This window comes from Acidobacteriota bacterium (genome assembly GCA_012729555.1).
In the GTDB taxonomy this organism is placed as follows: domain Bacteria; phylum Acidobacteriota; class UBA6911; order UBA6911; family UBA6911; genus UBA6911.
Genome location: JAAYCX010000057.1, coordinates 59,438 through 84,820, shown reverse-complemented (window position 1 = coordinate 84,820; position 25,383 = coordinate 59,438). Strand labels below are relative to the sequence as shown.

Annotated in this window: 19 protein-coding genes; 9 read left to right on the top strand and 10 right to left on the bottom strand. The window is 68.5% G+C overall.

Translation table 11 applies throughout. The annotated features are described in order from the left end of the window. The coding region (locus GXY47_11160; protein ID NLV31698.1) for a histidine--tRNA ligase at positions 1–1,223 on the top strand (1,223 nt) is incomplete at its 5' end. A 19-nt stretch (positions 1,224–1,242) separates the two neighbouring features. After that, the gene (gene mutL, locus GXY47_11155) at positions 1,243–3,135 is read left to right on the top strand and encodes a DNA mismatch repair endonuclease MutL (protein NLV31697.1); all 1,893 of its coding nucleotides are present in this window, start codon (positions 1,243–1,245) and stop codon (positions 3,133–3,135) included. Positions 3,136–3,150: 15 nt separating this feature from the next. On the opposite strand, the gene GXY47_11150 is transcribed toward mutL, so the two are convergent. The 3 genes from GXY47_11150 to GXY47_11140 are packed head-to-tail and all read right to left on the bottom strand — an operon-like array spanning position 3,151 to position 9,087. Further along, the gene (locus tag GXY47_11150) at positions 3,151–6,609 is read right to left on the bottom strand and encodes a DNA polymerase III subunit alpha (GenBank protein ID NLV31696.1); all 3,459 of its coding nucleotides are present in this window, start codon (positions 6,607–6,609) and stop codon (positions 3,151–3,153) included. A 3-nt stretch (positions 6,610–6,612) separates the two neighbouring features. After that, positions 6,613–8,163 (bottom strand): glutamine-hydrolyzing GMP synthase, encoded by a 1,551-nt coding sequence (gene guaA / locus GXY47_11145; protein NLV31695.1) that lies wholly within the window; start codon positions 8,161–8,163, stop codon positions 6,613–6,615. A 39-nt stretch (positions 8,164–8,202) separates the two neighbouring features. Continuing rightward, a complete protein-coding gene (locus GXY47_11140) occupies positions 8,203–9,087 on the bottom strand; it encodes an ATP phosphoribosyltransferase (protein NLV31694.1) in 885 nt (294 codons plus the stop codon). 159 nt (positions 9,088–9,246) lie between these two features. Between GXY47_11140 and GXY47_11135 the strand changes: the two genes are divergently transcribed. After that, entirely contained in the window at positions 9,247–10,449 is a 1,203-nt protein-coding gene (locus GXY47_11135; GenBank protein ID NLV31693.1) for an ornithine--oxo-acid transaminase, read from the top strand. Between the two features lie 108 nt (positions 10,450–10,557). Continuing rightward, positions 10,558–11,376: an undecaprenyl-diphosphate phosphatase gene (locus GXY47_11130; GenBank protein NLV31692.1), complete on the top strand. Its 819-nt coding sequence runs from the start codon at positions 10,558–10,560 to the stop codon at positions 11,374–11,376. Positions 11,377–11,393: 17 nt separating this feature from the next. Here the strand turns inward: GXY47_11130 and GXY47_11125 are convergent, their stop codons facing one another. The 7 genes from GXY47_11125 to mutS are packed head-to-tail and all read right to left on the bottom strand — an operon-like array spanning position 11,394 to position 20,476. Next, positions 11,394–12,728: a replication-associated recombination protein A gene (locus GXY47_11125; GenBank protein ID NLV31691.1), complete on the bottom strand. Its 1,335-nt coding sequence runs from the start codon at positions 12,726–12,728 to the stop codon at positions 11,394–11,396. Beyond that, positions 12,725–13,558 (bottom strand): RNA methyltransferase, encoded by an 834-nt coding sequence (locus GXY47_11120; GenBank protein ID NLV31690.1) that lies wholly within the window; start codon positions 13,556–13,558, stop codon positions 12,725–12,727. The genes GXY47_11125 and GXY47_11120 overlap by 4 nt, the downstream gene beginning before the upstream one ends. Then, positions 13,543–14,310 carry a putative selenium-dependent hydroxylase accessory protein YqeC gene (gene yqeC, locus GXY47_11115; GenBank protein ID NLV31689.1) on the bottom strand — a complete coding sequence of 256 codons (768 nt, stop codon included), beginning with the start codon at positions 14,308–14,310 and terminating at the stop codon, positions 13,543–13,545. Before yqeC ends, GXY47_11120 begins: the two co-directional genes overlap by 16 nt. 8 nt (positions 14,311–14,318) lie before the next feature. Further along, complete coding sequence (locus GXY47_11110; GenBank protein ID NLV31688.1) at positions 14,319–15,299, bottom strand: glycosyltransferase family 2 protein; 981 nt, start codon at positions 15,297–15,299, stop codon at positions 14,319–14,321. After that, a complete protein-coding gene (locus GXY47_11105) occupies positions 15,296–16,276 on the bottom strand; it encodes a flippase-like domain-containing protein (GenBank protein NLV31687.1) in 981 nt (326 codons plus the stop codon). Before GXY47_11105 ends, GXY47_11110 begins: the two co-directional genes overlap by 4 nt. Further along, positions 16,248–17,963, bottom strand: a complete 1,716-nt coding sequence (locus tag GXY47_11100; protein NLV31686.1) for a glycosyltransferase family 39 protein — start codon at positions 17,961–17,963, stop codon at positions 16,248–16,250. Before GXY47_11100 ends, GXY47_11105 begins: the two co-directional genes overlap by 29 nt. A gap of 2 nt (positions 17,964–17,965) precedes the next feature. Continuing rightward, positions 17,966–20,476: a DNA mismatch repair protein MutS gene (gene mutS, locus GXY47_11095; protein NLV31685.1), complete on the bottom strand. Its 2,511-nt coding sequence runs from the start codon at positions 20,474–20,476 to the stop codon at positions 17,966–17,968. A 167-nt stretch (positions 20,477–20,643) separates the two neighbouring features. On the opposite strand from mutS, the gene tsaB reads away from it, so the two are divergent. The 5 genes from tsaB (at position 20,644) to GXY47_11070 (ending at position 25,354) form a co-directional block, all read left to right on the top strand. Continuing rightward, the gene (gene tsaB / locus GXY47_11090) at positions 20,644–21,315 is read left to right on the top strand and encodes a tRNA (adenosine(37)-N6)-threonylcarbamoyltransferase complex dimerization subunit type 1 TsaB (protein ID NLV31684.1); all 672 of its coding nucleotides are present in this window, start codon (positions 20,644–20,646) and stop codon (positions 21,313–21,315) included. Beyond that, complete coding sequence (locus GXY47_11085; GenBank protein NLV31683.1) at positions 21,284–21,781, top strand: GNAT family N-acetyltransferase; 498 nt, start codon at positions 21,284–21,286, stop codon at positions 21,779–21,781. The genes tsaB and GXY47_11085 overlap by 32 nt, the downstream gene beginning before the upstream one ends. Positions 21,782–21,920: 139 nt before the next feature. Continuing rightward, a complete protein-coding gene (locus tag GXY47_11080; GenBank protein NLV31682.1) occupies positions 21,921–23,060 on the top strand; it encodes an amino acid ABC transporter substrate-binding protein in 1,140 nt (379 codons plus the stop codon). 46 nt (positions 23,061–23,106) lie between these two features. Continuing rightward, positions 23,107–24,270 carry a trypsin-like serine protease gene (locus tag GXY47_11075; protein NLV31681.1) on the top strand — a complete coding sequence of 388 codons (1,164 nt, stop codon included), beginning with the start codon at positions 23,107–23,109 and terminating at the stop codon, positions 24,268–24,270. A 67-nt stretch (positions 24,271–24,337) separates the two neighbouring features. Continuing rightward, complete coding sequence (locus GXY47_11070) at positions 24,338–25,354, top strand: MBL fold metallo-hydrolase (protein NLV31680.1); 1,017 nt, start codon at positions 24,338–24,340, stop codon at positions 25,352–25,354. The last annotated feature ends 29 nt before the right edge of the window (positions 25,355–25,383 follow it).

The window sequence follows — 25,383 nt, the reverse complement described above, 5'->3', positions numbered from 1 at the left end:
TCCCCGGGGAGACCGAGCGCTGGCGCCTCGTGGAGGAGTGCGCGCGCCGCATCTTCGAGCGCCACGGGTACCGGGAGATCCGGACCCCCGTCATCGAGCCCACCGAACTGTTCGCGCGCGGGATCGGCGGGGACACCGACATCGTCGGCAAGGAGATGTACACCTTCCGCGACCAGAGCGGCCGCTCGGTGACCCTGCGCCCGGAGGCGACCGCTTCGGTCGTCCGCGCCTACATCCAGGGCGCCCTGTACCGGGAGGGGGGACTCGACCGGCTCTACTACCTCGGCCCGATGTTCCGGCACGAAAAGAAGCAGAAGGGGCGCTGGCGCCAGTTCTACCAGATCGGGGCGGAGGCGATCGGTTCGCAGCACCCGGCGGTCGACGCCGAGATCATGGAAATGGCCCTCGGGATCCTCGACGAGCTTGGGATCGCGGCGAAACTCCTCGTCAATTCGATCGGGTGCCGCCGGTGCCGCCCCGCCTACATGGACCTGCTGCGGGCGGAGCTCGGGCGCGGCATGGGCGGGTTCTGCGACGACTGCCGCCGGCGGGCCGAAACCAACCCGCTGCGGGTGTTCGACTGCAAGGTGGAAGGGTGCCAGGGCGGGATCGCCCTCCTTCCCGTGATCACCGACCATATCTGCCCGGACTGCGCCGCGCATTTTAGCGAGGTCCGGCGCCGCCTGGAGGGAGCGGGGATCTCCCATACCGTCGTCCCCCGGCTGGTGCGGGGGCTCGACTACTACGTGCGCACCGCGTTCGAGATCGTGAGCGGGGAGCTGGGGGCGCAGAACGCCCTCATGGGCGGGGGGCGCTACGACGGCCTCTCGGAGGTGCTCGGCGGCCCGCCGGCCCCCGCGATCGGGTTCGCCATGGGGCTGGACCGGCTGGTCATGACGCTGCCGGAGAAGGCGGCGGCGGAGGCGCGGTGGGAACCCGACCTGTTCCTGGCGCACATGGGGGAGGCGGCGCTCGACAGGGCGGGGGAGATCGCCCGCAGGCTGAGGGCGCGGGGGATGGCGTGCGTCGTCGATTTTGACGGCGGCAGCCTCAAGAGCCGGATGCGCCTGGCCAACCGGATGGGCGCCAAACACGTCCTCGTCATCGGGGAGGACGAGCTCGAGCGGGAACGCTACCGGGTCAAGCGCCTGGCGGACGGGCAGCAGTGGGAGGCCTCGCTCGCGGAGCTCGAGCAGGGGCTGCACCCGGTCGCGGGGACGTAGGAGTCCAGGGAGGGGGCGGATGGGCAGGATACGGGTGCTTCCGGAGATCCTGGCGAACAAGATCGCGGCGGGGGAGATCGTCGAGCGCCCCGCCTCGGTCGTGAAGGAGCTGGTCGAAAACGCCCTGGACGCCGGAAGCCGCCAGGTCCAGGTCGCCGTCTCGGGCGGTGGGCGCCGCTCGATCCTGGTCTCCGACGACGGGGAAGGGATGACGGAGGACGACGCGCTCCTGGCGTTCGAGCACCACGCCACCAGCAAGCTGCGCCGGGCGGAGGACCTCTCCTCGATCGCCACCCTCGGCTTCCGCGGCGAGGCGCTGCCGTCGATCGCCTCGGTTTCGCGCCTGCGGCTGCGCACCCGCGCCGCCGACGCCGCCTCCGCCGGGGGGACCGAGATCCAGATCCACGGCGGCGTGCTCCGCAACGTCCGGACGATCGCCTGGGACCGGGGAACCGAGATCGAGGTCGCCGGCCTCTTCTACAACCTCCCGGCGCGGAGGAAATTCCTCCGGTCGCAGGAGACCGAACTCGGGCATGTCGCGCGCCTGGTCACCCACTACGCCCTGGCGCACCCGGAAGTCCGCTTCGGGCTCCGGAGCGACGGCAGGGAACTGCTCGGCGCCGTCGGCGCCGCCGACGTGCGGGAGCGGGTGTACCAGATCTTCGGGGAGGGGTTTCTGCAGCGGCTGCTGGAGTTCGGGCGCGAGGCGGGGCCGATGCGGGTGCACGGCTTCGCCTCCCTCCCCTCGGAGCGGAGGACCAACGCCTATTCCCAGTACATTTTCGTGAACCGGCGCATGGTGCGCGACAAGGTGATCCTGGGCGCGGTGCGCCAGGCGTACCGCACGCGCCTCCCCCCGCACGCCTACCCCGTGGTGCTCCTCTTTCTCGAGCTTCCCTACGAAGCGGTCGACGTCAACGCGCACCCGGCCAAGACCGAGATCCGCTTCCACGACCAGAACGGCGTTTACCGCCTCGTCTTCGACGCGCTGGAAGAGGCGCTCGCCGCGCGCGCGCCGGTCCCCTCCTACCTGCATGCGGACCCCCTCCCGCCCGCTCCGGGAGGCGCGGTGGCCGAGGCGCCCGAGGATTCGCCGCAACCGGCGCCCGCCCCGCGGCCGGCTGCGGGCGGGACGCAGCCCCTGATTTTCGGGCCGCCGCCCGGTGAAAGCGTCGGGGGCGCCGCAGGCGGCTGGAGCGGCGCGCCGGAAATGGTCCGCGCCCTCCTTCCCGCCGGGCGCGTGCCCGAGGGGGAACTCGGGCGGCACCTTGCCATGAAACTCGTCCCCGGGATGCTCTACCGATCGGGCCGCTCCTTCCCGGCCCCTTTCAGGGCCGAGGGGGTGAAGATCCTCGGACAGCTCCACAACAGCTACATCGTGGGGTGCGACAGCGAGGGGCTCCTCCTCGTCGACCAGCACGTGGCCCACGAGCGCATCCTCTACGAGGGCCTGGCCCGCACGATCGAGGGGGGGAGGGTCGAGCGGCAGGGGCTGCTGGTGCCGCTCGCGATCGAACTTCAGCCGGAGCAGAAGGCGCGCCTCGGGCGGATCCTGCCGGAACTCGGGCGGAACGGGTTCGATGTCGAGCCCTTCGGGGGGGATTCGGTCCTGGTCCGTTCGGTCCCGGCCGTCTGCCCGGAAGGGGAGGTCCGCGATTTGCTCGCCGACATCCTGGGGAGCCTGGAAGCGGAGGACAGGACGCTGGACCTCGAGCGGGTCCGGGACCGGATCGCGGTGGGCACCGCCTGCCGCGCGGCGGTCAAGGTCCACATGGCGCTCGGCCCGGAGAAGATGCGGTGGCTGCTCGACGAGCTCGAGCGCACCCGGATCCCGACCCACTGCCCGCACGGCCGCCCCGTTCTCCTCCGTTTCGGCATGCGGGAGATCGAACGCAATTTCGGCCGCTCCTGACGCCCGCGGCCAGCCCTAACTCACGACCCGGACCGTCCCGCCGCCGCAGATCTCCTCGATCTGCCGGATCAGTTCCGGGCTCGATTTGACCCGGACGAAGTCGGACGACTGGATGCGGACGACGTAATCGGCCGGGCGGTAAAGCTCGATCTCGACGCCGGTGTCGCCGCGGTTGCCGTCCAGCAGGGAATAGAGGGCGTCGGCCGCGCCGGCCGGGAGGCGGTCGACGGCGGCGCGGATGCAGAGGACTTTGGCCTGCCGCTCGAGGATCCCCGCCAGCGGTTCGATCTCCGAGGCGACGATCTTGCACCCCCTCTCCTCCTCGAATTCCAGGCGGCCCGCGACGAGGATCGGGCGGTCGGAGCGGAGGATAGGGGCGAATTTCTGGTAGGCGTTCGGAAACACGACCGTCTCCACCGATCCGCTCAGGTCCTCGAGCGAGCAGACGGCCATCAGGTCCCCCTTGCGCGTGCGGCGCTCGCGCAGCTCGGTGACGATCCCGGCCACCTGGCATTCGGCCGGCTTCCCCTCGGCGATCAGGTCGGCCAGCGGTTTGCGGCTGAACTGCCTGAGTTCCTCGGCGAAGCGGTCGAGCGGGTGCCCGGACACGTAGAAACCGAGCGTCTCCTTTTCCGCCGCCAGGCGCTCCTCGGGCGGCCATTCGGGGATGTCGGGCGGCGTCGGTTCGGGGAGGGTGTCGGCGCCCCCCAGGGAGGCGAACAGCCCCTTCTGCCCCGTTTCGCGGTCGCGCCGCACCTTCTGGCCGTACTCGATCGCGGCGTCGATCATGGCCATGCACTGCGAGCGCCGCCACCCCAGCGAGTCGAGCGCGCCGCTTTTGACCAGGCTCTCCATGACGCGCTTGTTCAGCGACCTGGAATCGACCTCCTCGCAGAAATGGAAGAGTCCGCGGAAGCGCCCCTGCCGCTCCCGGTATTCGAGCACCGAGCGGATGGCCCCCTCCCCCACGTTGCGGATCGCCAGCATGCCGAAGCGGATGCTTCCGCCGCTCGAGTGGAAGTGGAGCATGCTCTCGTTGATGTCGGGCGGGAGGACCGGGATGCCCATCTCCCGGCACTCGGCGATGTACATGACGATCTTGTCGGTGTTGCCGATTTCGCTCGTCAGCAGCGCGGCCATGAACTGGACCGGGTGGTGGGCCTTCAGGTAGGCGGTCTGGTAGGCGAGCAGGGCGTAGGCGGTGGCGTGCGACTTGTTGAAGCCGTACTGGGCGAACTGCTTCATCAGCTCGTAGACCGCGACCGCGTCCTTCTCGCGGATCCCGTTGGCCGCGGCGCCGGAGACGAACTTGTCCCGCATCGACACCATGACCGACTCCATCTTCTTCCCCATCGCCTTGCGCAGGATGTCGGCCTCCCCGAGGGAGAACCCCCCCATCTTGCTGGCGATCTGCATCACCTGCTCCTGGTAGACGATGACGCCGTAGGTCTCCCGGAGGATCTCCTCGAGCAGGGGGTGGGGGTACTCCACCTCGATCAGCCCCTGCTTGCGCTTGATGAAGTCGGGGATCATGTCCATCGGCCCGGGGCGGTACAGGGCGTTGAGCGCGATCAGGTCCTCGAACCGTTCGGGCCGCAGCCGGCGCAGCTCGGTCTTCATCCCCCCGCTCTCGAACTGGAACACCCCGTTGGTCCGCCCCTCGGAAAAGAGGCGGTAGACCTCCGGGTCGGTCAGGGGGACGGAGGAGAGGTCGAGCTCGACCCCCGTCTCCTCCCGGACGCTCCGGACGGCGTCGTCGATCACCGTCAGCGTCGTCAGCGCCAGGAAATCCATCTTGAGCAGGCCGATCGACTCCAGGTCCTTCATGCTGTACTGCGTGGTGATTTCGTCCTTGTTCGTCTTCTGCAGCGGGACCAGCTCCACCAGCGGCTTGGGGGCGATGACGACTCCGGCCGCGTGGGTCGAGGAGTGGCGCGACAGCCCCTCCAGGCGCCGCGCGATCCGGATCAGGTCGGCGATCCGCTCGTCCTGCATCTCCTCCCGGAGCCGCGGCTCCTGTTCCAGGGCCTTCTCGATCGTGGCGTTCAGCTCGGCCGGGATCAGCTTGGCGATGCGGTCGACGTCGCCGTAGGGGATGTCCAGGCTGCGCCCGACGTCGCGGATGACGCCGCGGGCGGCCATGGTCCCGAAGGTGATGATCTGGCAGACGCAGTCGCGGCCGTATTTCCGGGCGGTGTATTCGATCATCTCCGCGCGCCGGTTCATGCAGAAGTCCATGTCGATGTCGGGCGGGGCGATCCGTTCCGGGTTGAGGAAGCGCTCGAAAAAGAGGGCGTACTGCAGCGGGTCGATGTCGGTGATGCGCATGCTGTAGGCGACCAGGCTCCCCACCACCGACCCGCGCCCCGGCCCGACCGGGATGTCGAGCTCGCGCGCGTGCCGGATCAGGTCCCAGACGATCAGGAAGTAGCTGGAAAACTGCATCTTCTTGATCATCGCGATCTCGAACGTCAACCGCTCCTCGTATTCGGACAGGGGGCGCTTGAGCTGCCCCGCGGCCGCGAGCGCCTCCAGGTGCCGCCGCCGCTCGGCGAACCCCTCCCGCACCATCTTTTCGAAATAGCTGTCGGCGTCGTGGCCCGGGGGGACGTCGAAGGGGGGGATCGGCTGGTCGGTCTCGATCGTCAGGTCGCACCGCTCCGCGATCCGGACGGTGTTGGCCAGCGCTTCCGGGACGTGGGCGAACAGGGCGTGCATCTCGTCCGGGGATTTGAAATAGAACTGGTCGGTCTCGTAGCGCATGCGGTCGGGCTGGCTCACCACCTTGCCGGTGCCGATGCAGAGGAGCACGTCGTGGGCGACGCTGTCCTCCTTCTGGATGTAGTGCGTGTCGTTGGTGCAGATCAGGGGGATCCCGGTCCTGGCCGAAAGCTCGATGATGGCGGGGTTGATCTGCCGCTGCGCCGGGAGGCCGTGGTCCTGCAGCTCGAGGAAGAAATTGCCCTCGCCGAAAATGTCGCGCAGTTCCAGCGCCTCGGCCTCGGCCGCCTCGGCCTGCTCCATGACCAGCTTCTGGGCGACCGCGCCCTTGAGGCAGGCGCTCGCCGCGATCAGCCCGCCGTGGTAGCGCCGGAGCAGCTCCTTGTCGACCCGGGGCTTGTAGTAGAACCCCTCGAGGAAGCCGTAGGAGACGAGCCGGGTCAGGTTGTGATACCCCTCGAGGTTTTCGGCCAGCAGCACCAGGTGGTTGCTCTGGTCCCCCCCGCCCGTTTTCTTGTGGCGGTCCTCCTTGGCCACGTAGACCTCGCAGCCGATGATGGGCTTGATCCCTTTCCGGCGCGCGGTGTTGTAGAACTGGAGCGCGCCGAAAAGGTTCCCGTGGTCGGTGAGCGCCACCGCCTTCATCCCCATCGACAGGGCGGCGTCCACCAGGAGCCCGATCTTCGACGCGCCGTCGAGCAGGCTGTAGTCGGAGTGGTTGTGAAGGTGGACGAAGGGTGGGCATTCAGCCATCCGCTACTCCCATTCGATGGTCCCGGGGGGTTTGCTCGTGATGTCGTAGACCACCCGGTTGACCCCCCGGACCTCGTTGACGATCCGGGCCGAAATCCGTTCCAGCAACCCGTACGGCGCGCGGGCCCAGTCGGCCGTCATGCCGTCCGTCGAGGTGACCAGGCGCAGCGCGGCCACGTTTTCGTACGTCCGGTCGTCCCCCATGACCCCCACGGTGCGGATCGGGAGGAGCACCACGAAAGCCTGCCAGAGCCCCTCGGTGAGCCCCTCCTTCTCGATCTCCTCGAGCGCGATGGCGTCCGCCTCCCGCAGCACGGCCAGCCGCTCGGGGTTGACGGCCCCGAGGATCCTGACCGCCAGCCCCGGTCCGGGGAAGGGGTGGCGGTGGACGAAGCGCGGGGCCATTCCCAGTTCCTCCCCCACCCGGCGCACCTCGTCCTTGAACAGCTCCCGCAGCGGCTCGACCAGTTCGAACTTCACGTCCTCGGGGAGCCCGCCCACGTTGTGGTGGGACTTGATGACGGCCGAAGGCCCCCGCACCGAGGTCGATTCGATCACGTCGGGGTAGAGCGTCCCCTGGACCAGGAAAGGGGGGTTGCCGAGCTCGAGCGCCTGGGCCTCGAACACCCGGATGAACTCCTCTCCGATGATCCGGCGCTTGGTCTCCGGGTCCTCCACCCCCTCCAGGCGCCGGAGGAAGCGGGCCGAGGCGTCCACCCCCACGACCTTCAGGTGGAGCGCGTCCCGGTACATCCCGAGCACGGACGCGAACTCGTCCTTGCGCAGGAGCCCGTTGTCGACGAAGACGCAGATCAGGCGGTCGCCGATGGCCCGGTGGACCAGCGTGGCGGCCACGGTGGAGTCGACCCCCCCGCTCAGGCCGCAGAGGGCGCTCCCCTCGGGGCCGATGCGGTCCGCGATCGAGGCCACGGCCGACTCGACGAAGGCCGACATCGTCCAGTCGCGGCTGCAGCCGCAGGCGCGCGTCACGAAATTCGCGAGGATGTCCCTGCCGAGGGGCGTATGCGCCACTTCGGGGTGGAACTGCAGCCCCCATATCTTCCGCACCTCGTCCCCGGCGGCCGCGACGAGGCCCCCCGATTCGGCCGTGAGCCGGAAGCCGGGGGGAAGCTCCACGACGCGGTCGCCGTGACTCATCCATGCCTGGAAGGAGGGGGGGAGGCCTTCGAGGAGGGTGTCGGCCGCGCGCACGTTCACCAGCGCGGGGCCGTATTCGCGCCGCTCGCCCCCGGAAACCACCCGCCCTCCCAGGCTGTGGGCCAGGAGCTGAAGACCGTAGCAGATCCCCAGGGTCGGAATCCCGGCATCGAGGACCTCGCGGGGGAGGGAGGGGCTCGATGCGCGGCAGACGGAATCGGGCCCCCCCGAGAGGATGAGGCCCGCGGGACGTTCCGCCCGGATCCGGTCCCATGCAGACACGTAGGGAACGATCTCGCAGTAGACGGAGAGTTCGCGCACCCGGCGGGCGATGAGCTGGGTGTACTGCGAACCGAAGTCGAGGATGAGAACGGTCTCGCGCTTAATGTGGGACATCAATTTATTAGCCCTAAATGCCTATCTAAAAAAGAAAACTCAGTTTATGAGCATGTTCAGAGGGTACTCGATGATCCCCTCGGCCCCGGCGCGCTTCAGGTCCGGGATCATGCGCTTGACCACCGATTCCTCCACGACCACCTCGAGCGCCATCCAGCCGGGCAAGGTCAGCGGGCTGACCGTCGGGCGCTTCAGGGAAGGGAGGATGTCCATGATCCGCGGCAGGGCGCTCTCCTTCAGGTTCATCTTCAGCCCCACCATCCCTTCGGCGGCCAGGGCGCCCTGGAGCAGGATGGCGATATTCTCCATCTTTTCGCGCTTCCAGGGGTCTTTCCAGGCGTCCCGGTTGGCGACGAAGCGGGTGGTCGAGGCGAGCACGTCCTCCACGATGCGCAGGCGGTTGGCCCTGAGCGAACGGCCGGTCTCGGTCAGTTCCACGATCGCGTCCACGAGGATGCCGGCCTTGGCCTCGGTGGCCCCCCAGGAATACTCGACCCTGGCCTTGACCCCCGCCCTGGCCAGGTAGCGCCGGACGTAGCTCACCAGTTCGGTGGCGACGGTCTTCCCCTGGAGGTCCCTGGCCGAACGGATCGGCGAGCTGTCGGGGACGGCCAGCACCCAGCGCACCGGTTTGAAGCCCGATTTGCCGTAGACCAGTTCGCAGATCTCGGTCACCCGCGCGCGGGTTTCGAGGATCCAGTCCCGGCCCGTGATCCCGGCGTCGAACAGCCCGTCCTCGACGTACTTGCCCATCTCCTGGGAGCGGATGAGCATGATCTCGATCTCCTCGTCGTCGCAGGAGGGGAAATAGGAGCGGTCGCTCGAATGGATGCGGATTCCGGCCCGGCGGAACAGCTCCACGGTCGATTCCTGCAGGCTCCCCTTGGGGAGGCCCAGTTTGAGAACTTTCTTGGCGCTCGGCATGTACTCTCCTAGTTTTTGCGGTGACCGCGACAAAGTGGAAAGGATAATACCGCGCGGCCGCAAATTCCACCCTTACCCGCTCATGGAGCGAAATCGGCGGGGTTCTCTTTCCCCCGCACTCCGGGGTATGATACCAGCAGGGGAACCGGGAGGGACGCCATGGACGCAAGAGATTTCATCCGGCTCGAGGAAACCTTCGGGGCTCACAACTACCGCCCGCTCGATGTGGTCCTGACCCGCGGGGAGGGGATCTGGGTCTGGGACGTGGAGGGGAAACGCTACCTGGACTGCCTGTCGTCCTATTCGGCCGTAAACCAGGGGCATTGCCACCCGCGGATCCTGCAGGCGCTCCGCCGCCAGGCGGAAAAGCTGACCCTGACCTCGCGCGCCTTCCGCAACGACCAGCTGGGGCTCTTCTACCGGGAGATCTGCGCCCTGACCCGGTCGCACACGGTGCTCCCCATGAACAGCGGCGCCGAGGCGGTCGAGACGGTGATCAAGGCGGTGCGCAAATGGGGGTACCAGGTCAAGGGAGTGCCCGCGGACCAGGCGGAAATCATCGTCTGCGCCGACAACTTCCACGGGCGCACCATCACCATCGTCGGGTTCAGCACGGACCCTCAGGCGCGGGACGGGTTCGGTCCCTTCACCCCCGGATTCCGGGTGATCCCCTTCGGGGACGCCGAAGCGCTCGAGCGGGCGATCACCCCCGCCACGGTCGGGTTCATGGCCGAACCGATCCAGGGGGAGGCGGGGGTGATCCTCCCCCCGACCGGCTACCTGGCCGCGGCGCGGGAGATCTGCCGGCGCCACGGCGTGGTGTTCATCCTGGACGAGATCCAGACGGGGCTGGGCCGGACCGGAAAGCTGCTGGCCGAGGAGCACGAAGGGGTCGAGGCCGACCTGACCCTGGTGGGGAAAGCGCTCTCCGGGGGGTTCTACCCCGTTTCGGCGGTGCTGTCCAATTCCGAGGTGCTGGGGGTGCTGCGCCCGGGGGAGCACGGGAGCACCTTCGGGGGGAACCCGCTGGCCTGCGCCGTCGCGCGCGAGGCTTTGCGCGTCCTGGTAGAGGAGGGGATGATCGAGAACGCCGCGGCCATGGGGGACTACTTCCTCTCCGGGCTGCGCAGCATCCGTTCCGACCGGGTCCGCGAGGTGCGGGGCCGGGGGCTCATGATCGGCGTGGAGCTCGTCCGGGAAGCGGGGGACGCGCGGGGCTACAGCGAGCGGCTCATGGAACTGGGGATCCTCTGCAAGGACACCCACGGGCACACCCTCCGCATCGCTCCCCCCCTCGTCATCCGCCGCGACGACATCGACTGGGCGCTCGAGCGCCTGGAGCGGGTGCTCGCCGGGGAGTGAGAAAAAAGAGCCGCCGGCCCCACAATTTCCGCACTTTCCCGAAAAAACCTGTAAAGTAATAGCGCTTCAGGGGTGCGGGCGATTTCTTAACCACGGGCGGGCGGCGGCATGGAGATATTTTCGGCGGTCATTCTCGGCATCATCCAGGGGCTTACCGAATTTCTCCCCGTCAGCAGTTCCGCCCACCTCATCCTGGTCCCCTGGTTCTTCGGGTGGGAGCCGGAGGGGCTGGTGTTCGACGTGGCGCTGCATGTCGGGACGGCGCTGGCGGTCCTGGCCTTTTTCGCCCGCGACTGGGTCCGGCTGGCGCGCGAAACGGTCCTCGGCCTGAGGGAAGGGGCGCCGCTCGGAAACCCAGACCGGAAGCTCGCCTGGCTGCTGGTAGTGGGGACGATCCCGGCCGCCGTCGCCGGTCTCTGGCTGGAGGAACTGGTGGAGGCCCGGCTGCGCTCCCCCCTCATCACGGTCTTCACCCTGGCGGGGCTGGCCCTGCTCCTCTGGTACGCCGAAAGGAGGGGAAGGCAGAGCCGCCCGATGGCGCGCTACTCGTGGGGGGACGCCGCGTGGATCGGGATCGGTCAGGCGATCGCCCTGGTTCCGGGGGTCTCGCGCAGCGGGGTCACCATGACGACGGCCCTCCTGCGGGACAGCGACCGGGTCTCCGCCGCCCGGTTTTCGTTCCTCCTGTCGACCCCGGTGATCGTGGGGGCCGGAATGCTCCAGGCCTGCCGGCTCCTCGGCGCCGGCGATGGCGGGGCCGGCCTCGAGTGGCCGGTGCTGCTGGCGGGGGTGGCCGCCGCGGCCGTGACCGGGTTTCTGTGCATCAAGTTCTTCCTGCGCTACCTCGAGCGCAGGAGTTTCACCCCCTTCGTGATCTACCGCCTCCTCCTGGCCGCCGTCGTCCTGGCCTTTTACCTGAAGGGGTGACGCCGCCGGGGGGGCCGTTATCCCTTCGTCCTCTTCCTGCGGAGCTCCTCGAGGATCTCGCCGATGCGGCGTTCCATCCCCTGCGTTCCGGGGTGGTAGTAGCGGCGCCCGCGGAGCGAGTCGGGGAGGCACTGCATGTCGGCCACCTTGTCCTCGAGGTCGTGCGCGTACTGGTACCCCTTGCCGTAGCCGAGATCCTTCATCAGCCGGGTGGGCGCGTTGCGGATATGCAGGGGAGGGGGCTCGTTGGTGCCCGCCTGGATGTCGGCGGCGACCCGGCCGTAGGCGGTGTAGAGGGCGTTCGACTTCGGCGCGAGCGCCAGGTACACGGCCGCCTGCGCCAGCGCCAGCTTGCACTCCGGCAGCCCGACCAGGCGCACCGCCTCCGTGGCGTCGAGCGCCACCGACAGGGCCCGGACGTCGGCCAGCCCCACGTCCTCGGAGGCGAAGCGCACCATGCGCCGGGCGATATAGACCGGGTCCTCCCCCGCCTCCAGCATCCGCCCCATCCAGTAGAGGGAGGCGTCGGGGTCGCTGTTGCGCAGCGATTTGTGCAGGGCCGAGATCAGGTTGTAATGCTCTTCGCCCGCTTTGTCGTACTGCAGCATCTTGCGCTGCAGCGCCGACTCCAGGTCGGCCAGGGAGAGGGTGAACGGCCCCCCGGCGCCCCGGGCCGCCAGCGAGACCGCCAGTTCCAGGGTGTTGAGGGCGATGCGCGCGTCGCCGTTCGCGTACACGGCCAGCCGCCCGAGGACCTCTTCGGGCACCGTCGCGCCGAGCGCCCCGAGCCCGCGCCCGGTGTCGGCGAGCGCGCGCTCGAGCAGCGTCTGGATCTCGGCCGGCTCGAGCGGGTGGAGCACGTAGACCTTGCACCGGCTCAGCAGCGGGCTGATCACCTCGAAGGAGGGGTTTTCGGTCGTGGCGCCGATGAGGACGATGACGCCCGATTCCACGTAGGGGAGGAAGGCGTCCTGCTGGGCCTTGTTGAAGCGGTGGATCTCGTCGACGAAGACGACGGTCCGGCCCCGGTCGGCGCGGAAGGTGACCTCCGCCTCGGCCATGACGCTTTTGATCTCCTTGATCCCCGACAGCACGGCGCTGTAGGAGACGAAGGGGGAGCGGGTCTGCCGGGCCAGGATGCGGGCGAGCGTGGTCTTGCCCGTTCCGGGAGGCCCCCAGAGGATGATGGAGGCGAGCTGGTCCTGCTCGGCCATGACGCGCAGCACCTTGCCCGGCCCCACCAGGTGCTGCTGCCCCACCAGGTCGTCCAGGGTATGCGGGCGGAGCCGTTCGGCCAGAGGGGTGTCCGGCCCGGCGGGGGGATCGGGTTCGGGAAAGAGTGTGCGGGTCATGGCGTGGGTCCCTGGGCACGCTGGCGCGCGGCCTCAAAAAGGATGATGGACCCCGCCATGGCCACATTCAAGGACTCCGTGGCACGCGCCATCGGAATATGCAGCGCCGGGAGGGAGTCGAGCCCCGCCCCCTCCGTTCCGCGCCCCTCGTTCCCCAGGACGAAGGCGCAGCGGCCGCGGAGGTCGGCCCGGGTGTAGGGCGTTCCGGCCGAGGCGTCGGCGCGGTAGACCGCGATCGAGCGGGCCCCGGCGTAACGCAGGAATTCCTCCGGGTCGAGGCGTTCGACGACCGGGATGCGGAAGAAGGCGCCGGCGCTCGAGCGGAGGGCCTTGGGATTGCGGGCCGAAACGGTGCCCGCGGCCGTGCAGACGAACGCGGCCCCCGCGGCCGCCGCGGCTCGGATCAGCGTTCCGAGGTTACCCGGGTCCTGCAGCCCGAAGGCGCACACGATCGGCCCGGCGCCCGGCGAGGGGAGCTGCGCGAGGGAAAGGGAAGGAACACGGACCAGCGCCAGCGCCCCCTGGGGCGCCCGCACGTCCGACAGGGTGCCGAGCACCGATTCGTCGACCGTGTACAGGGGGACGGCGCGCGCGCGCCAGAGTTCGAGCAGCGCGCGCTCCCGCCCTGATTCCCCGAACCGGGTCCCGGTCACCACGGCGTCCACCCGGCAGCCGGCCGCGTGCACCTCCTCGAGAACGCGCACCCCCTCGGCCACGACCAGGTCGCTTTCGGAGCGGCGGGAGCCGGAGGCGGCCAGCCGGATCTTCTTCAGCAGGGGGTGGGAGCGGCCCAGGCGGCTCCCGCCGCCGGTCCCTACGCTTGCAGGCATTGGACTCTTCCCTCCGCCGCGCTGCCATAGAGCACGCGGCTGACCGGGAAATGGCCGTTTTCAAGGATGGCACCCCCGAGGGCGCGGGCATCGGCGTCGGCGGCGGGGGAGTCGGCCTTGTTGATGAAGGGGATGATTTCGGTGCCGGCCCCGCTGCCGCGGCACACCCCCTGCGGGTGCATGAGGATGCGGGCGGCGGTTTCGGGTGTGATCGTCTCTCCGGCCCGGAGCTCGAAGCGCCCGGCGAAGAGTTCCCAGCGGAAGACGGTGTCGGGCCCGAGCGGACGGCCGAGGCAGTCCATGCCGACGACGGGCACGAGGTAGTCCGACCCCCGCATCGGCACCGGTTCGGAATCGCGCGGCAGCTTGAGGCTGAATCCGGCCGCGCCGTCCGCCTCGTTGAGGAGGACGGGGAACGGGGCGCGGTCCAGGCCGTCGGCGAAATCGGGGGGGACGCCGCGCAGAAGGTGAGGGCTGAAGAAATGGCGCGCGGCCAGGAGCTTGTGGGGGCGGCCGGCGCACTCCCGGCCGATGCGGGCCACGATCTCCCGGACCAGCGCGACGTTGTCCCCGCTGATCACCGAAATCCCCTCGGCGGGATCGGGGGGATGGTTGCGGGTGGTGGTGGTCATGAGCACGGGCCCGCGGCTGCAGCATTCGGAAGCGAGCGCACGGATCAGGCGCGTCTTGCCCCCGCCGCCGACGAAGTCGACCAGCGCATGGTCCCGAAAGGCGAACATTTCCGCAAACACCAGAGTCCTCAGGATGAAAGGGGGGCGCGGGACCCGTCGGGCGGCGCCTCCGTGATGCGCAGGATGATGTAGGGCGATTTCCCCTGCGATTCGAAGTACGTCCGGATCAGGAGCTCGGCCACGAGACCCATGAAAACGAACTGCACCCCCAGGATGAACAGGAACACGGCCAGCAGAAGGAGGGGGTTGTTGTGCGCCTTGACCTGGTGGACGTACTTGTCGTAGAGGGTGAGCAGCGCCAGGAGCGTCCCCGCGGCGCAGGCGGCAAGGCCGGTGCCGCCGAAAAAGTACATCGGCTTGGTGGAGTAGCTGCCCAGCATCTTCACGGTGATCAGGTCCAGGATCACCTTGAAGGTGCGGCTGAGCCCGTACTTGCTCTTCCCCCGCGTCCGGGGGTGGTGGCGCACGGGGATCTCCGCGACCCGCGCCCCGGCCCAGGAGGCGTAGACGGGAATGAAGCGGTGCATCTCGCCGTAAAGCCGGATGTGCTCGACCACCTCGCGGCGGTAGCCCTTGAGCGTGCAGCCGTAATCGTGCAGGCGAACGCCGCCGATGCGGGAGATCAGCGCGTTGGCCAGCCGCGAGGGGAGTTTCCGGGTCAGGTACGGGTCCTGGCGGTCGCGGCGCCAGCAGCTGACGACATCGTAGCCTTCGCGCAGCTTCGCCAGCACCGCGGGGATGTCGCGGGGATCGTTCTGCATGTCGGCGTCGGTCGGGATCAGGATGTCGCCCGTGGCGTGGTCGAAGCCGGCGGCCATGGCCGCGGTCTGGCCGAAATTGCGGCGGAAACGGATGACGCGGATGCGCGCGTCGCGCGCGGGGAGGCGTTCCATCCACTCCCCCCCCCCGTCGGTGCTGCCGTCGTCGACGAGGAGGATCTCGTAAGGCTCGCCCGTGGCCTCCATGGCTTCCGTCAGCCCGCGGGTGAACGGTTCGAGATTCTCGCGCTCGTTGTACACGGGGACGATGATGGAAATCTTGTCCGTCATGAAAACTCGCTCTCCAGTGAAGCCATCTGCTCGAGATCGGTCTTGTTCCGGTAGAGGAGGTAGACGATGCCCCCCGGGAGCGATGACAGGATGATGACGACGCTCGAAAGCACGCCGAGCGCGATGCACGAGGCGGCCGGCACGCCGACGGCGCCGAAGAGGCTCATGAAGGAATATTCCCTCAGCCCCATGCCGTTGAGGCTGATGGGGATCATGGAGATCAGGGTGATGACGGGGACGAAGACCAGGACAAGGAGGAAGGGGAGGCGGATCCCGAGCCCCAGCGCCATGACCCAGGTGACCGAGATGACCAGGAGCTGGTTGATGAAGGAGATCGCGAGCGAGCCCCAGAGGATGCCGGGGTGCCGGCCCATGACCTGGAAGGCGCGGGAGACCAGGTCGATCCTGGTCGCGACGGAGTCGAGGCGCACCCGCCGGAGCAGCCGGATCAGGATCCGGTGCATCCCCGGGGTGAACACCGCCGCGTTCCCCAGCACGAAGAGGGCGAAAACGCTCCAGAGGATGAGGGGGACGGGGATCCCGGGGACCGACACCGGGTAGACCGTCACCGCGGCGCAGGCGAGGATCATCATGGCCAGCATCCCGGCGTCCCGGTCGAGAAATGCGGCGGCCAGGCTCTGGGCATAGCACCGGGAGGGGCGCCCCGCGTAGTAGACCTTGACGACATCCCCGCCGATGACGGTGGGGAAGGTCAGGTTGAAGAAGAGGCCGATGCAGTAGATGCCCAGCAGGTTCCCCGGGGGGGGCACCGGCATCAAGGGCCGCATCAGCAGCCGCCAGCGGTAGACGCAGATGAAATGGGCTATCCAGAGGAGCACGAAGCCCCCGAGCAGGTAGTCGATGCGGGCGCTGGCGAGCGCGGCGGCGAACTGCCGGAAATCGATCTGGCGGAAGATATAGGTGAAGAACAGGATCGTGATCGCCAGCTTAGCGGCGGTGAACAGTTTTGCTTTCATGAAACGGATCGCCCTCGAAACTTGCGATTTTAGAACACGATCGGTTGGATACCAAGATCAATTCCCTGCCGGGGAACTTCCCCTTGTCCAGGAGGTCGCCGAAGCGGAGCGAAAAAAGGGGCCCCTGGTCGAGGACCGAGAGCCGGGCGCCGCGCCCGAGGAAGTACTCGTAGTCGGCCCGGGACAGGACGCAGAAGACCCTGCCGGGCGAGCGGAAGCGCTCGAGCATCCTTTCGGGTTCGGTCTCCTGGAAGATGGGGCGCTCGAGGTAGAACACCATGCTGGGGAGCGAGGCGCGATAGAACCCGGCGCTGTCCCCGCCGGCGGGGTCCCAGCGTTCGGCGATCACGCGGCAGAACCCTTTCACCGGCCGCAGCGCCTCCAGGGCGGGAATATAGGCGGCGGCCCCCAGGAGGTAGACCGACCAGAGCGCGAGCCCGAGCGCGGCGAAGCCGAGCCCCGGCCGGCGCCGGAAGGCGAAGAAGGCCACGGCGAGCGCGCCGGCCGCAAACAGCGCCGTCGGTCCGTACCGGAGCAGGGCCGGGACCTCGGGCATGAAGGCGGTGAAGACGAGGGGCAGGGCCAGCGACAGCGCCGCCATCAGCGCCGCCGCGCCGCCGTAGGCCCAGGACCAGGCGGCCCCCCGGCCCCGCACCCGCTCGAGCGCCCCGGCGATCAGGATGGCGCAGGCGGGGTACATCGGTGCGATGTAGTACTCCTGCTTGTTTTTGGAGAGGGAAAAAATGAGGAAGACGGCGGCGGCCCAGAAGAGGGGGAGCCACGCCGGGGAGAAACCGGGGGCCTCTTCGCGCCGCAGGCTCCGGAGGGAAAGGAGGGCGGCGACCAGAAGCAGCGACCAGGGAAAGAAGTCGGACAGGAAGACCGGAATGTAGTAGAGCACGCCGCGGGAGGGCCCCAGGGTCTCCGTGGCGAAGCGCCCCAGGTTGTCGCTGAGGAAGAAGGGGGCGATGTAGTCCCAGCCGTGCGCCCTCCAGACGGCCAGGTACCAGGGGAGGACGACGGCGGCGACGACGGCGGCGCCCGTAAAGAGATACATCTCCGCCGCTTTCCGGCGGCCGGCCGCGAGAGTCCATCCCCCCAGGGCCAGCGCCGGGATGACGAGCGCGATCGGCCCCTTGGTCATGAACCCGAGCCCCAGAAACAGGTAGACGGGGACCCACCGCCCCCTCCCGCCGCGGCGGAGCGCGCGGAGGATGAAAAAGAGGGCGCCGGTGAGGAAGAACAGGAGGAGGATGTCGATGGGGAGCCGGCGCGCCAGGATGAAGATCCGGGCGGTGGTCGCGGCGATGACGGCGGCCACCAGTCCCGCGCGCGGGCCGTACAGGATGCGGGCGCCCCCGTAGCAGAAGAGCAGGATGCCGGCGGCCGCGAGCGCGCCGGGAAAGCGGACGGCGAACTCGCCGACCCCGAACGCCCGGTAGGAAAGGAGAACGATCCAGTAGGTGAGGGGGGGCTTCTGGACGCGGGGCTCGAAGTTGAAGCGGGGGGCGAGGTAATCGCCCGTGACCATCATCTCCCTCGGGGTTTCGGCGTAAAAGGCCTCGTTGGCGTCCCAGAGGGAGGAGACCCCGAGATGGACGAACCAGGGGAGCGCGAGCGCCGCCAGCAGCAGGGCGTGCCCAAGCGGGGAGTGGATCGGGGATGCGGGCCGGAGCGGGCTTTCCATGGCTAGAAGAGCGACCGCTGCATCTCTTCGATGACCTCTTCGGCGGAGCGCCGGCGCGGACGTCCCGTCAGGTCGATTTCCTTCTTCTCCAGGCGCTCCAGGATCCGGTGGGCGCGCGCGAGCACCTCGCGCGGCATCCCGGCCAGGCGGGCGACCTCGATCCCGTAGCTCCGGTCGGCCGCCCCCGGCACGACCTTGCGCAGGAAGACGATCGATTGTCCCGCCTCCTCGATGGCCATGCAGAGGTTTTTGACCCCGGGGTGCACCTCGGCCAGCTTGGTCAGTTCGTGATAATGGGTGGCGAAAAGGGTCTTGGCCCGGTGGGTGGAGTCCTGGATCAGGTATTCGGCGATCGCCCACGCCAGGGAAAGCCCGTCGAAGGTGGCGGTGCCGCGCCCGACCTCGTCGAGCAGGATCAGGCTCCGGGGGGTGGCCGTGTTCAGGATGTTGGCCGTCTCGATCATCTCGACCATGAAGGTGGAGCGCCCGCGGGCCAGGTTGTCGGAAGCCCCGACGCGGGTGTAGATGCGGTCCACGCACCCGAGCCGCGCTTCCCGGGCGGGGACGTACGAGCCCATCTGGGCCATGATGACGATCAGGGCCGTCTGCCGGAGATAGGTCGATTTCCCTCCCATGTTGGGGCCGGTCAGGATCGCCAGCTGGTCGCCGGCGCAGTCGAGACGGAGGTCGTTGGGGATGAAGGGGCGGCTCTCCAGCTCCACCACCGGGTGGCGCCCCGCGCGGATCAGGATTTCGTCCCCGCCGGTGAGGGCCGGGCGGACGTAATCGTTCTCGAGCGCCGCGAGCGCCAGCGCGGCGTAGACGTCCAGTTCCCCGACCAGGCGGGCGGTGGCCTGGACGCGCCCCCCCTCGAGGGCGATCAACCTGCGGATTTCCGCGAAGAGCTCCTTTTCGATGGCGGCGATCCGTTCTTCGGCCCCCAGGACCTTTTCCTCGTAGGCCTGGAGCTCCTCGGTGATGAAGCGTTCGCAGTTGACCAGCGTCTGCCTGCGGATGTAATGGGGGGGGACCAGGTGGAGGTTGGCTTTGGTGACCTCGATGAAATAGCCGAAGACCTGGTTGAACTTCACCTTGAGGGAGGAGATGCCCGTCCCCTGGCGCTCCCGCGCCTCGAGCGAGGCGATGTAGCCCTTGCCGCTGTGGCGGATCGATCGCAGTTCGTCCAGTTCCGGCGAGTAGCCCGGGCGGATGATGCCCGGCTCCGCGGACGAGGAGGGGGGGTCGTCGGCGATGGCGTCCTCGATCAGCCGGCAGGCGTCCTCCACCGGGTCGAGCCCCGAGCGGATCTCGCCCAGGCGCGCGGCGCCGAACTCTCCCAGAATCGGCTCCAGGGAGGCGACCGCCCGGAGGGATTGGGCCAGGGCGACCAGTTCGCGGGGATTGGCGACCCCGACACAGACGCGGCTGATCAGGCGCTCCAGGTCCAGGATCCCGCCCAGTCGGTCGCCGAGGCGCCCCAGGGCCGCGACGCTCTCGGAGAGGGCCGCGACGCAGTCGAGCCGGCGTTCCAGTTCGGGCACGTCCATGAGGGGGAGCAGCAGCCGGCTCTTGAGCAACCGGGCGCCCATCCCCGTGCGGGTCCGGTCCAGGAGCGCCAGCAGCGACCCTTTCCGGGAGCCGTCCAGGGTGGCCACCAGTTCCAGGTTGTTGACGGTGGAGGCGTCCAGCTTCATGAACTCGGAAGGCTCGAAGAACCGCAGCGCCGCCACCTTGCCGAGCGCCGAGAGCTGGCTGTCGCGCAGGTAGTGGATCAGGGCGCCCGCGGCGGAGAGCGCGAGCGGCCGGCCGGCGGCACCGAACCCGTCGAGGCTGGCCACGCCGAAATGTTCGAGCAGCATGCGCTCGGCGTAATCGCGGCTGAAGGCCCAGTCGTCGAGCGGGCTCGCCACCCACTGCTCGGACCATTCCAGCCGGAGTCTCCGCCCCAGGTCCTCCCCCGCATTTTCCGGCAGGAGGAGTTCCTTCGGGCCGAAGCGGGTCAGTTCGTCGACCGTCCTGGGCCAGGCGTCCTCGCCGAGGAATTCCGTGGCGAGAAAGTCGGCCGTCGACAGGTCCATGAAAGCGAGCCCCACCCCCTGGGGCGTCGCCCAGAGGCTGCCCAGGTAATTGTGGTCCTTCGGTTCCAGCAGCATCTCCTCCACGACCGTCCCGGGGGTCAGGACCCGGGTGACCTCGCGCTGGACCAGCTTCTTGGTGCTCCGGGGGTCCTCCACCTGCTCGCAGATGGCGATCTTGTGCCCCTTCTTCATCAGCCGGGCGACATAGCCGTCGACGGAATGGTGGGGGACTCCGCACATGGGGATGGGGGCGCCGCTCTTGTCCCGGTTTCGCGAGGTGAGCGTGATTTCCAGCTCGCGGGAGGCCAGGACGGCGTCCTCGTAAAACATCTCGTAAAAGTCGCCCAGGCGGAAAAAGACGAGCTTGCCGGGGAAGCGCCGCTTGACCTCGTGGTACTGCTTCATCATCGGGGTGAGGTCTTCGTTTGCGCTCATCTTGCTCTGCTTGCCGACCTGCCGGGAGCCGCTTCGGTTGCCCGCGCCTGCGGCCGGCCGCGGAATCCGGCCACAAAACCTTGAGGTTAAAGAGGCTGCAGTATATAATCCGTATCCTGCGATTGTCAATGACGATGCCCATGAGCGATACCCCCGGAATACTGGCTTTGGACACCTCATCCGTGCGCGGCAGCGTGGCGCTGCTCGAGGGGGCCGAACTGCGCGGGGAGGTCCGGACATGCTCGGGGGGGACCCACTCCGTGTCGCTGCTCCGTTCGATCGAGTTCCTGCTCGGCAGCGCCGGCTGGGGGCTCGGGGACCTGGGCCTGGTCGCCGCGGGCATAGGGCCGGGATCCTTCACCGGGATCCGGATCGGTATCAGCACGGCCCTCGGGCTTTCCCAGTCGCTCGGGATACCTTTTGCGGGGATTTCGGGCCTCGATGTGCTTGCGTGCCAGGCCGGGTGGCTCGGGGGGAAGATCGGCGTGGCCGTGGACGCGCACCGCGACGAGGTCTATTACGGCGAATACACCTGCCGCGCCGGCCGCCCGGCCCGCTCCGGGCGGCCGGCGCTCTGGAAGATATCGGAGCTTGAACGCGCGCTCGCGGGCAGGCATTTATATATAGTGAGCGATCTCGGCGCATCCCCGTGGGAGGGGAGTGGGAAAGGGGCGGACCGTTGGCCGCGGCGGGTCCCGGCAGACCTGTTCCTTGCGGCCGGCGTCGGCCGCCTGGCGCTCGGACGCAGAAGATACTGGCAAACGGGGGACGCGCCGGCGGCCGAGCCCCTGTACATAAGGCCTCCCGATGCTGTCAGAAACAAAAGCCGCGGACGCTGAAGAAGCCGCGCGCTGCTACCTGGCCCGCCTCGAGGTCGAGGACCTGGCGTCGCTCGAGCCTCTCGAGGAGCGGGTGCGCCTCACCTTCTGGGGGGTGGACAACTACCGGAAGTTTCTCGAGGATCTCCCGGGATATTTCGGCGCCAAGGCGGTGGTGCTCCCCGACGGGGGAAAAAGGCGCCTCGTCGGGTTTTACCTGGCGCGCGCCGTCGACGGGGACCTCGAAGTCCTGAAACTGGGGGTGCTCCCCGGCCTGCAGCGCAGGGGGATCGGGACGCGGCTGATGGACTCCTGCCGGGCGGAGGGGGTCCGGCGCGGCTGCTCCCGCTGCTTTCTCGAGGTGAGAAAATCGAACCAGCCCGCCCTGCAGTTCTACCGCGCCCACGGTTTCGGCATCGCCGGGACGCGCGTCAACTACTACACCAATCCGGTCGAGGACGCCTGGGTGATGGAAAAGAAGCTTTAGGTGTCCCCCGCGGGGCCGGCGCGCCGGGCCGGCGTCTGCCGAAAAAGCTTTTGTCGCGGGTGCAGTTTGGCTAAAATACGTGCGGTCAGGCTGGTCGACGGTTTGAGCAGTCCATGGATCCCGTTTCGAGGAGGTAGGAGTGCGAAGCATAAAATATCTGGTATTGATGGCAATCGTAGCGCTTTCGGTCGTCGGCTGTGGTGGCGAGAAAAAGGAGATCATCCCTCCCGCCGAGGAAAGCATGATGAAGAACAAGGCGGTGCGCATCCTCACCTTCGCCGTGAACGCGCCTTTTGAATTCGGCTCCGGAACAGGGGTCCAGGGTTTCGGCGTCGACATCGGCAACGAGATCGCGAAAGACCTGGGTTACGAGCCCCGCTGGGTCAAGATCTCGGGCGTGGAGCGGATGTACGAGGTCATGAAGGAGGGGCAGGCCGAGATCCTCCTCTCCTCGACGGAACTCGACCAGGGCCGCACCCAGGACTTCGCCTATTCGACCCCCTACTACGAAACGGGCGACGTCATCGCCTTCCAGCGCAAGGAATTCGACATCACGGGCCTGGCCAGCCTTTCGGGAAAAACGGTGGGCGTGGCCGAAGGTCGCCCGGCGGACGCCTTCATGGCGTCCCAGACCGAGGCGACGGGCGTTACCCTGACCAAGTACCCGACCATCGACGACGCGCTGGGCGCGCTGAACCGGGGGGAGGTCGACGCCGTGGTGGGCGACGAGCCCTTCATCACCTACAGCAGCGCCCAGAGCTACCCCAACACGAACGTGCTCTCCACCCTGGTCAACAAGTACCAGTACGCGGTGGCCGTGAGAAAAACGGAAACCGCCCTGCTGGCGAAGATCAACGCCACCATCGAGCGGATGAAATCCGCGGGGCGGCTGGCCGAGCTGGAGGCGCAGTGGATGGGGGATGCCCGCGAACAGGCGGGCAAGCGGGCCGAAGGGGACCGCAAGACGGACGAGGCCAAGAAGGCGCCCAAGACCATCAACGTCAACATCAACAAGCTGGCGGGGGACTGGAGAATGGACCGGCTCGACGGGTTCAAGTTCGTGCTCGAGGGGGCCTCGGGGCGCTACGAATCCACCCCCATCCTCACCGAGGGGAACAAGGGCACCTGCCGCTTCGTGCGCCCGGTGCCTCCGGGCGAATACCGGCTCAACATCAGCATCCTGAGGCTGGTGACCACGGTCCCGGTTCCCAACCTGGCCAAGACGTCGCTGACCATGGACCTCAACATCGGCCGGGACACGACCATCCGATTCCGGTAACGGGGGCGGCCCCCGGCGGACTCTCCGGCCGGGGGCCGGCATCTGAATGCGCAAGGGCTCCATACGCCTGATTCTCGTCGTCGCCGTGCTCGCGGCCGCCGCGACGATGGCGGCGCTGCGCTGGGACCTCCTCCCGGGCGGCGGGGGGCCGGAGGTGTCCGGCCCCGCCTTCGCCTTCGGCCCGGCCGGGGAGACGGCGATCAGCGAGGACGAGGCGACCAATATCCGCGTGTACGAGGCCGTCAGCCCCGGCGTGGTGAACGTGACCCGGACGGTGGTCGAGTACGACTTCTTTTTCTCCCCCGTCGCCCGCGAAGGGACCGGAAGCGGGTGCGTGCTCGACGCCGACGGCCATATCCTGACCAACTACCACGTCATCCAGTCCGCCGACAGCCTCGAGGTCTCCCTCCCCGACCACACGAAATACCGCGCCCGGGTCCTGGGGGTGGACCGGCAGAACGACCTGGCCGTGATCCGGATCGACGCCCCCGCGGAGCGGCTGCGCCCGATCCGGCTCGGTTCCTCCAGCAGCCTCATGGTCGGCCAGAAGGTCCTGGCCATCGGCAACCCGCTGGGGCTGCAGAACACCCTGACGGTGGGTATCATCAGCTCCCTCGGGCGCCGGATAGAAACGCAGACGGGCGAACTCGTGGACGACGTCATCCAGACCGACGCCGCCATCAACCCGGGGAACTCCGGGGGTCCCCTGCTCAACACGGCGGGGGAGATGGTGGGGATCAACACCTCCATCTTCACCATCGGCGGGGGGAACATCGGGATCGGCTTCGCGATCCCGGCCGACACCATCCGCCGGGTGGCCACCGACCTGATCCGGGAGGGGAGGGTCATCCGCCCCTGGTTCGGGATCGAGGGCTACGCCCTGAACCCCGATCTCGCCTCCGTGCTCAAACTTCCGGTGGAGCAGGGGGTGCTGGTCTACCGGGTCTACCGCGGCAGCTCCGCCGACCGGGCCGACATCCGGGGCGCCAGCCGCGCGGTGGCCTGGTACAACCAGCGGATTTACGTGGGAGGCGATATCATCACCGAGGTGGACGCCAAGCCGGTCGGGTCCCAGGAAGAGCTGCAGCTCATGCTCGAAGCGCGGCGCCCCGGGGACACCATCCGGGTGACACTCCGGCGCGGCGCCGAGCGGTTGACCAAGCAGGTGCTCCTGGTCGAGGCGCCGAAACAACCGGCATCCCGGATCTGAGGGAGGTCGCGCCATTTCCGACAGAGTCCACACCCGCGTTTCCCTCTGGCTTTCGGCCGCCCTGGCGGTGGTCCTCCCGGCCCTCTTCGCGTCCGGGGCGGAGGCGCCCGGATTCGCGCGCCTCGCCGACGGGGTCTACGCCCGCGTCGTCAGCCCCGATTCGAACGCGGTCGCCAATTCCGGTTTCGTGGTGCTCGATCACTCGGTCCTCGTGTTCGACACCCACTTCACCCCCGAAGCGGGCGCAGAGCTCCGCGACGCCGTCCGCACCGTCACCGACCGGCCCGTGCGCTACGTGATCAACAGCCACGGGCATACGGACCACACCCATGGGAACCAGGTGTTTGCCGGCGCCCAGATCGTCGGGAGCGACCGGGCGCGGCGGGACGTGGTCGAGATCGACCTCCCCGCCTGGGAGCGGTCCGTGGCGGCAGCCACGGCCGAAATCCGGGCGCTGCGGGCCGAGAGCGCCTCTGCGGAGGCGGGCGCCTCCACAGGGGCGGGCGCCTCCACAGGGGCGGGCGGCGGACGCCTCCGGCAGCGCCAGCGGTACCTGGACAACATCTCCCGCCTCAGGATCCTTCCCCCGCAGGTCACTTTCGAGCGTACGCTTTCCATCCGGGAGGGGGGGCGCGAAGTCCGGCTGCTCCACCTGGGCAACGCCCATACCGAGGGGGACATCGTCCTCTACCTCCCCGGGGAGAAGATCGCCTTCGTGGGGGACCTGTTCTTCAACCGCGCGATCCCGAACACCGATGACGCCCGAGTGCTCGAGTGGGGCGCGACCGTGGACGCTTTGCTCGCGCTCGACGCCGAAACCTTCATCCCGGGACACGGCGATGTCGGTTCCAGGGAGGATGTGCGCGCCTTCGCCCGCTACCTCCGGGAGCTCCGTTCGCTCGTACGGCCCGCCGTCGAGCGCGGGGACAGCCTGCAGCAGGCGATCACGGAAATCCCCGTTCCGGCCGCTTACGCCTCCTGGGGCTTCCAGAATTTCTTCCCGGCCAACGTGCAGAAGATGTACATAGAGCTGAAGGAGCTGCAGGCGCCCCCGCCGGAGGGGAACCCCTCGGGGGAGAGGTAGCCCGGGGCTGCATGCAGACCTCGATCTGT